This window comes from Bacteroides pyogenes (assembly GCF_014196225.1).
GTDB lineage: Bacteria > Bacteroidota > Bacteroidia > Bacteroidales > Bacteroidaceae > Bacteroides > Bacteroides pyogenes_A.
Genome location: NZ_JACIDI010000026.1, coordinates 22,461 through 30,921 on the forward strand (window position 1 = coordinate 22,461; position 8,461 = coordinate 30,921).

At 46.9% G+C, this 8,461-nt stretch carries 5 protein-coding genes; 1 reads left to right on the top strand and 4 read right to left on the bottom strand.

What is annotated here, in order from left to right; all coding sequences use genetic code 11:
• Positions 1 to 136: 136 nt before the first annotated feature.
• The 4 genes from GGR07_RS13040 to GGR07_RS13055 are packed head-to-tail and all read right to left on the bottom strand — an operon-like array spanning position 137 to position 7,057.
• Positions 137 to 3,070, bottom strand: coding sequence for a PD-(D/E)XK nuclease family protein (locus GGR07_RS13040; protein WP_122056560.1), 2,934 nt, complete (start codon positions 3,068 to 3,070; stop codon positions 137 to 139).
• Between the two features lie 49 nt (positions 3,071 to 3,119).
• Positions 3,120 to 6,293: a UvrD-helicase domain-containing protein gene (locus GGR07_RS13045; protein WP_034543796.1), complete on the bottom strand. Its 3,174-nt coding sequence runs from the start codon at positions 6,291 to 6,293 to the stop codon at positions 3,120 to 3,122.
• Between the two features lie 9 nt (positions 6,294 to 6,302).
• Positions 6,303 to 6,452 carry a hypothetical protein gene (locus tag GGR07_RS13050; protein ID WP_172545185.1) on the bottom strand — a complete coding sequence of 50 codons (150 nt, stop codon included), beginning with the start codon at positions 6,450 to 6,452 and terminating at the stop codon, positions 6,303 to 6,305.
• Positions 6,449 to 7,057 carry an RNA polymerase sigma-70 factor gene (locus GGR07_RS13055; RefSeq protein WP_034543798.1) on the bottom strand — a complete coding sequence of 203 codons (609 nt, stop codon included), beginning with the start codon at positions 7,055 to 7,057 and terminating at the stop codon, positions 6,449 to 6,451. Before GGR07_RS13055 ends, GGR07_RS13050 begins: the two co-directional genes overlap by 4 nt.
• A 198-nt stretch (positions 7,058 to 7,255) precedes the next feature.
• Here GGR07_RS13055 and GGR07_RS13060 point away from each other — a divergent pair, with 198 nt between their 5' ends.
• Positions 7,256 to 8,254 (top strand): FecR family protein, encoded by a 999-nt coding sequence (locus GGR07_RS13060; protein ID WP_034543800.1) that lies wholly within the window; start codon positions 7,256 to 7,258, stop codon positions 8,252 to 8,254.
• Positions 8,255 to 8,461: the final 207 nt, after the last annotated feature.

The window sequence follows — 8,461 nt, forward strand, 5'->3', positions numbered from 1 at the left end:
AGGTTTTCCCCGAACGTTGTGCAAACTCAAAAGACTTTTCGAACGCCGTGTCTTTTTTTCGAAACCCATCTCAATCGTTCGAACAATTCATTTTTCCCGATAAAAGCTTTGTCGGGGAACTATGATGCGGATAGGACTATCGTCTGCAAATGGCTTTAAAATCACAGTATGCACATTTTTTTATATCTTCGGTTTGGGTGAAGGGCTCTTCTTTGTTGAAGATTTCTTTCAGCAGTGTGCTTAACCTTTCACGGAATTCATCCTCGAACAAAGCGAAGTTGTCGACGGGAATCTTCGGTTGACGAGGTTCGCCCATTTCAATGACCGGTGAGTAGCTTTCCGAAGCCGCCCGGTGGATATAAAGGAGGGCGGGGGCGACTTTCAGCGGTTGTTGGCGGCTCATGATGGCGGCGTACAGAAAGGTTTGGAAGATATAGTTCGGACGTGTCTCCGAAGGAGTGAACAACTGTTCGATATTGGCAGGAGTCTTGGGAGTTCCTCCGGTTTTGTAATCTACAATGCGCAGTGTGTCTTCCTTCGCGTCCATACGGTCGATGACTCCTCCTATGCGGAGGGTGAACGTTTTTTCTTCGGTTTCCACGTTTACTTCTTCCTCCACAGGCTTTTCCATGGCGACCATATCGAACGGCGCATACTGAAGGTCGTTGCGCAGCAATTGCTTCAGGTACGAAACAATTACTTTGGAGTTGATGAGTTGTATCCCGTTATATTCGGGTTTCTCATCGCCAGTCACTTTGAAAAATTTTTCTTTGAAAGCCTCATCTACATAGCTTTGCAGCTTCACCTCGTTGCGCAGCAAGCGTTCCAGATCTTCCTTTCGTATCGTTTTTCCATTGCTTGTCAGTTCCATGTAAGCCAATTGAGCGGCCAAATGGAAAATAGTGCCGAACAGGGCAGAGTCGATCTCCGCACTGACCTCTTCCGGTGTTTTCAGTCCGGCAACGTATCGGTAATAAAACTTCAAGCGGCAATCCAAGTAGGTGTTGAGCGCTGAAGGAGAAAGCTCCGATGAGCCCGGGTTGGAACAGTCGTAAGCATCTTGCATGTGTTTCCATACTCCGGCCGTTTTTTCAATTTTTATCTCTTGGCTGCCGCAGGGCGATTGTCCGGCCTCGAGATACTCGCGGGTTATTTCGTGAGGACTTTCGATGAACAGCTGAAGCATGAAGCGGGACTCTTCGCCGCGATTCAGTCCATCAGCGGAAGTGTTGTACAGCAACGTTATATTCTCCGCCCGTTGTATCAGCCGATAAAAATAATAGGCATACACCGCGTTTTTGTGCTCGATGGTAGTCATGCCGAACGCCTTGCGTAGATTGTAGGGAATAAAAGAAGATTCTCCTCCGGCTTTAGGCAGTTGTCCCTCGTTGAGCGAAAGGATGATAAGGTTGCGGAAATCCAAATTACGAGTCTCCAGCACGCCCATCACTTGCATGCCTATGGCGGGCTCTCCGTGGAAAGGAATATTCGAAGCCGCCAGCACTTTTCCGATGAGGCGTTTCAGCGTATCGGCACGCACATCGAGCTCTTCGCTTTCAATCAGCGTATAAAACCGGTTGAGGGTGGTGAAGCATTTGAAGAGAGATTCGCGATACAGTTGGTTGAAGATATCGTGATATTCGCTCTCTTTCTGGTAAATGACGGAAATCTCTTTGACAAGTTCCGAAAGATAACCGCATAATTCTTTGACTCCGTTTCGCGGGGTGAAAAGAAAAGCCAGAAAATCATCTTTCTTCAGTTCCGACGGAAGAGGATAAAAGCGGTTGGTGCGCGTTAATTCCCGTTCCAGCAGTTCGGCATGGGGAGATAAACGGCGGGTGTACGGATGCTTTAAAACAGTCGATACGGCTTCATGGATAAACCGTCCCGTATCCGTCCGATAGCCGTTGGTCTGTAGCTCGAGCACTGCGTTGATGAAACTGTAAACCGGAGTTTGCGCCAGAGGAAATCCCATGGTAACATTGACATTCTTCACCTCTTGCGGAATAGAGTGCAGCACCGGGAGGAGCAATGCTTCGTTGCATAGCACTACCGCATTTTCTTTTTCTTTTCGCTCCTTCGCTTTTTCGTTATCGGTTTCCTTTGTGTTTCCACCAAGCATCCCCCCCTCTATTTCATTTTTTTCTCCTTCCGTCAGCTCTTTCGCCCATTCCGTAAGGAATCGTGCCTGGGCGTTTTCGGTAGGAGCTGAAATATACCTGATCTTTTTGGGTTTTTCCAAAGAGTCGAAGCAGCTTTCCGGCAGTTCGTTGGGGAAATTCTTCAGGTTTCTTAGGATAAACTCTCCGGCTTCGTGTTTTTTGATCCGTTGGGTATAGAAAACATCGTAATCCCAGTAGAACATCGCTTTCCCTGCCTCCTTCAGGAGCCCGAAGAATTTCGTTTCCACTTTATTCAGTACATTGAACCCGACGAACACATAGCGGTCGTATGGCAACTCTTCTGCATTTAACCGCTCTATTACATTGCGGTAGAGCATTCCTTCGTAGGCGATGCCGAGATTGGCCAGATTCTCGCGATACCGGTGATAGATTGTTCCTAATTTCTCCCAAAGAGAAACAAACTTCTCTTTAAGCTCCGTGCGCTGTTCGATAGAGAAGTTACGGAAAAACAGTTGAATGGCCTCTTCCTGCTCCTTGTCGAGAAAATCATAGTCGTCTGTCAGAGCTTTCAGGTCCTGCAGATTGCCGAATAATTTGTCGGCATCCACGAGATTTTTATCCACGTCGTCGAAATCGCTGATAAGCAATTCGCCCCAGAAATAAAAGTCGTCCAACGTCTCCCGGCTTCCTGTTTCTTCCCTGAACACTTTATATAATTCGCAAACCAGACGGATCGGATCTCCCGTTTTCTGTACGGATTGCGATTGGAACAGGTCGCTGATGCTCATAGTGGCAGGCGACCACACCGGTTGTTCGGATTCTTCTGCCAGATATTCGTTGAAAAACAGTCCGGCACGCTTGTTAGGGAAAACGAGCGCAACGCGCGACATATCGTTTCCTGTTTTCGTATACAGATCGTGGGCGACCAATTGAAGGAAAGTTTGCATCGTTGTTTTCTTTTTTTAATGTATTATCCTATCTGCTATATGATAGTTGCTATACTTTTTCCACTCTTTCTTCATCTACATACCACAAATACCCCGTGATATTTTTATAATTCATCCGGGCGAGCAGGCGCATATACTCTTTCACTTGTTTGTTGTATTTCGGATTCTGCTTGCCGAACTTAAAATCTACGACCACCACTTGTCCGTCTTTCATCATTACGCGGTCCGGTCGGCGGGTCTGCAACACTCCTCTCTCTTTATAGATGATGGCACATTCGTTGAACAATCTCCATCCCCCCGAATACCACTCCTGTATTTCGGGTAAAGCGAATGCTTTTCGCGCCACTTCGCGTATTTCTTCCTCTTTCTCGCGGCTGCTTATCACTCCTTCGAACACGAGTCTGTCGATAGCCCCGTCGATGTCTTCGGCTGTCGCGATGGCAGAAAACAATGTATGCAGCATGCGTCCCCGGTTTATAAAACGGTCGTCCGATTCTTCTTCCTCGACTCCTTGAATAAAATCGGCGGAACGGTTAGATTGGCGGAATTTGATGTCAGGACGCACAGATTCCATGCGCACCGGCCGCTTTTCCGGTTCGCGTGTCAGCTTGTTTGTGGATGTCCGGCTCTTTTTTTCTTCGGAGGGGCAAATTTCTCCTTCTTCATATTGATTGTCTTCGTAGCAGGCTCCTTCTTTTTGCGCTGCGATGGGGAGAGTCCGGGCCAGCAATTCGGAAACTGTTCCTTTCTGCGCTTGCTTGCTCCATACTAAAAGATTCTTTCCTGCACGGGTAAAAGCTACATAAAGCAAATTCAGATTGTCTACCCAAAGCTGCAACCGTTCTTCCAGATAGTCGTTTCCGTAGACAGATTCGGCCATCGTGCCCGAATAGTTGACAGGAAGAATTTCCAATGCGTTGAACGGCGCCTGTTGCGGGACGCACCATACCAACTGGTTGTTCGTTTCATTCTCCAGCTTCCAGTCGCAGAAGGGGAGGAGGACGGTGTGAAACTCCAATCCTTTCGATTTGTGTATCGAAAAAATCCGTATGCCCTCTACTTCTCCGCTCGGAATGGTTTTCTGGCACAGCTTCTCATCCCAGTATCGGATAAAAGCGTCTGTTTCCGAAGAGTTGCTTTGAAGATATTCCGTTACCGCATCGAAGAAAGCGAACAAGTAGGCATCTTGTTTTTCAATCCGTTTTATCTCGAATATGCTGAACAGCTCTTCCAATAATTCATAAAGGGGCATGAGGCGTAGTTCATTTTTTCTTTCCGGAAACTCGGGCGGCAGGTAATTTTCTGCCGGCGAGAGCAAGAGAGTATTGTAGTCGGTTCCTTTCTGCAATATTTCGTTCTGGTAGCCGACCGCGAGCTGCGCGCGTGCTATGGCATTCTCTTCGTTCGATAAGTATCGGAGAGCATCTATCAGGATGCGGATGGCTTGTGAGGAGTCGAGCCGGAACGCTTCGTCCGACACAACCTTATAATGCAATTCTTTGTCGAAGTAATCGGCGATGCGTGGTATGTTTTTGTTTTTTCTCACCAGAATGGCAATATCGTTCAGCCGGACACCGGATGACAGCAGCCGTTCCACTTCCTTTCCCATACTGATTAAAGTCTGTTCGGCATAATCGCGCTCACCGTCTTCTTCAAGGAAAGAAACTTTAATGTAACCCTTGTCCACTGTGCGCGGAGTCTGTTGCTCCACATCGGCATAGGCTTTTTTCAAATCTTCGCAATCTTCGCCCAACTGCTCTTTGTAAATGCCGTTCAGGTAATCGGCGGCCGCGGTGAATATGCGGTTATTGAAGCGGATAATGTTTGTTTCGCTTCTGCGATTGGTGTCCAGCGTCTTCACACGCACCGGAAAATGATCGATCCGGTCGTTCAGCCGGTTGAGAATTCCCCAGTCGCCGGAGCGCCAACGATAGATCGACTGTTTCACATCGCCCACAATCAAACTGTCCGCTCCCTGTGACAATCCTTCAAGAAGCAGAATCTTGAAGTTGCCCCACTGCATGCGACTGGTGTCTTGAAATTCGTCGATCATCACATTTCGTATGTTCGTTCCGATTTTTTCGAACACAAAAGAGGAGTCTCCGTCCTTTACCAACCGATGCAGAAGCGCGTTGGTATCCGACAGTAGAAAGCGGTTGTTCTCGTGGTTGAGCAGACGAACCTCCGCATCGATATGGGCAAGCAGTTGCAACTTGTTGAGGTGTTGGAGCGAAAGGCGGCAACTGTTGAGCAAGAGATTGTTCTTCGACCGCAGTTTTTCGGCTTCTTTCAGTATCGGCATCAGCGTCGACTCTGCCAGAGCGATGATTTCCGCAGCGCGCGGCTTGCTCTTGGTTGCCCATTCTTTGCTGTCTTCCAAGCATTTCTCCAGAGTTTTGTTCAACACATCTTTATTCATCAGCTTGCCGTCGCGCAGTTTGCGGAAATAGCTGCCTATGCCGTTTTTCGCGCCTTTCAGATCTTCTGCCGAAAGTCCGTGCCCTTCCAACTCTTCTTCAAAATGTTCGTAAAAGCCTTTCATTTGTTCCAACACTTCGGTCTCCAATGCTTTCAGTTGTTTCCGGTACTCTTTGACGGCATCCGGATGCTGAAGTTGTCGCCGCAGCCCTTCTCCTTTCTCTATGTAAGTCTCGTCGAAGATGTTTCGCCCGAAGTTTTTTACCTCGTCCGAGATATTCCAGCGTTTATCTTCGGCAATCCGTTCGCCGATGTAATCCAATATCCATGCCAGAACCGGTGAGTTCGGTTCCAATTTCTCGATCATGCTGTCTACGGCATCGCTCAATACTTCAGAATTGTTCAGTTCGATGTTGAGGTTCGGGCTAAGTTCCAGTTCACGCGCCAGGTTGCGCATCACCGATTGGAAGAATGAATCGATGGTTTCTACCCGGAAACGGCTGTAATCATGCAGCATATATCCTAAGGCCGTGCGTGCCGCTTCTCGTATTTCTTCTTTTTTCAGCCCCGTTTCCTCCTGAATTCGTTGAAGATATGCTTCGGAATCTTTATCTTCCGTCCCGATTCCGTAAAGCTGGCTGAGAATACGCTCCTTCATTTCCGCCGTTGCTTTGTTGGTAAAGGTGACGGCCAGAATCTGACGGTAAGCGCGTGGATTAAGAATCAACTGCTTGATGTATTCCACCGCCAGTGTGAAGGTTTTTCCCGATCCTGCCGAAGCTTTGTAAACTAAGAGTTCGCTCATATCTGAAACTTAATGGATGTATGCTGTTTGGGTAATGGCTGTCTGCACGCCTTCCGGCTTCTCACCGGTTTTCACCGATGATTGATGAAAGCCTTTGGAACAAGGGAAGAAGGGGCCGGCATGTTGTTTCATCCGGTTGAATGTGGCAAATAAGATCATGATTGTTGAAAAATATCGGTTCCGAGAAATAATGCGAATAAGGGCAAATAGTCTTTCAGAGCTATTCGTAAAAGCTTCAGAGCCTGACTGATGCGGTAATTCACCGTTTGAGGCGAAACATTCAGCTTGTCGGCAATTTCCTTATGTGTCAATCGCTGGTTGCGATTCATTTCATACGCTTCCCGAAACTCTGCGGGAAGTTGTTTCAACGCTTCTTCGTAAAGCCGGAAAAGCTCATTCCCAAGATAAAAATCAGGATTCTCAAATTCAGTTTCATACTTTTCCACGATTTCCTGATGCACCTTTCGCTTTACTTCAAAGTGAGACAGGCGGTTGAGCGCCTTGTTCTTGACAATTGTAAAAAGCAACGTTTTCAATGTCAGTTCGGGTAAAAGGCCCGAACGGTTCTCCCATAACCACATCATAGTCTCTTGTACGATTTCTTCGACTTCATCCTGTTCGCTTACATATTGCGAACAAAAAGCGCACAGCCTGCGGAAGTAATATCGGTAAACCGTATCGAATACCGATTCTTCCCCTGCCCGTAAAGCCTTGATGACGAGCCTGTTGTTTTCGATATCTAAATGTACGGGAGCTTGAGACATTCCTTGTTTTTCTGTTTATACAGAGCAAAAGTAGTCCAAAAAAAGGAGACGGCAAAAATGTTCTGTTCAAAAAGCCGGAAAGTTATGTTGTTATATACAATATTTTTTCCTGTGGCTTTAGTATATTTGCGTAGTTAATTGTATTATTATAAAACAGACTTTTAGTTTTTGAAAGAAAAAAGGTATCGAAATTAAAACATGGATGAAACTATATTGATAAACTATTTGCGTGAGCAATGCGATGAGGAAGAATGTAAGCAGGTGGAGAGATGGACGGAAGAATCTCCTGAAAACCGCCGGACACTGGAACAACTCTATTGTACACTTTTCATAGGCGATCGTATTGCTGCGATGAATGTTGCGGACACGGAAGCGTCGCTGCGGAAGTTTAAATCGGCCGTTCGCGAGCGTGAAGAAGAAAGCGAAAAAGAACGCAAAGTTTTATCTCTCCGCTGGCGACGCGGGCTGAGTGTCGCAGCAGCTTTTCTGACGGGACTCGTTATTGCCGGAGGAATATCATGGGGATTGCTGTCAGGTAAACTCTCCGATTATATGGTTGCCACCACGGGAGGACAAAGGGCGCAGACCGTGCTTCCCGATGGAAGTAAGGTCTGGTTGAACGGAGCGACACGGTTGACCTATCATCACTCTTTCTGGAACTCGAAGCGGCAAGTGTCTTTGTCGGGCGAAGCATATTTTGAAGTGAATCATAATAAACGCGCTCCCTTTATTGTACATAGCGGACGGATAAAAACATGCGTGTTGGGAACTAAATTCAATGTGCGTGCCCGCGAAGAAGAGAATCGGGTGGTTACTACTTTGCTTCAGGGATCTGTTCGGATAGATTCTCCGAAAACAGAAGGGAAGGGGATTTTACTTAAACCCGGGCAAACGTTGGACATGAATGCCACGACTTATAATTCCAAGCTTATAGAATACGGAAAACCCGCCGAGGTATTGCTGTGGATAAAAGGGCGCCTGACTTTCAACCGGAGTTCTTTACAGGCGATTACCTCTACAATGGAGAAAGTGTACGATGTTCAATTTGTGTATGAAGACGAGCAGTTGAAGTCGGAACAGTTTACAGGCGAGTTTTCGACAGACAGTACGCCGGACGAAATACTGAATGTGCTGATGCATACCAACCATTTCAGCTACCGGCAAGAAGGAAGAATGATTTATTTGTTTAAAAAATAGGGTTTTCATAGATATAAAATTAGGTAAAAGGTTGGTTAGACCGGTTTCATGGGTGAAATATACCAGTGGAACCGGTTTTTTATTTTTTCAGACAAACGAAGTGAAGTCTGAAAAAGCCCGCCGCCTTTTTTTCAAAGCCCGCCGCCTTTTTTTCAAAGCCCGCCGCCTTTTTTTCAAAGCCCGCCGCCTTTTTTTCAAAGCCCGCCG

Bases quoted from the DNA above. Each gene is read 5' to 3' on its own strand.
- GGR07_RS13055 (WP_034543798.1), bottom strand. From the start codon at position 7,057: ATGTCTCAAGCTCCCGTACATTTAGATATCGAAAACAACAGGCTCGTC.
- GGR07_RS13060 (WP_034543800.1), top strand. From the start codon at position 7,256: ATGGATGAAACTATATTGATAAACTATTTGCGTGAGCAATGCGATGAG.
- GGR07_RS13045 (WP_034543796.1), bottom strand. From the start codon at position 6,293: ATGAGCGAACTCTTAGTTTACAAAGCTTCGGCAGGATCGGGAAAAACC.
- GGR07_RS13040 (WP_122056560.1), bottom strand. From the start codon at position 3,070: ATGCAAACTTTCCTTCAATTGGTCGCCCACGATCTGTATACGAAAACA.
- GGR07_RS13050 (WP_172545185.1), bottom strand. From the start codon at position 6,452: ATGATCTTATTTGCCACATTCAACCGGATGAAACAACATGCCGGCCCC.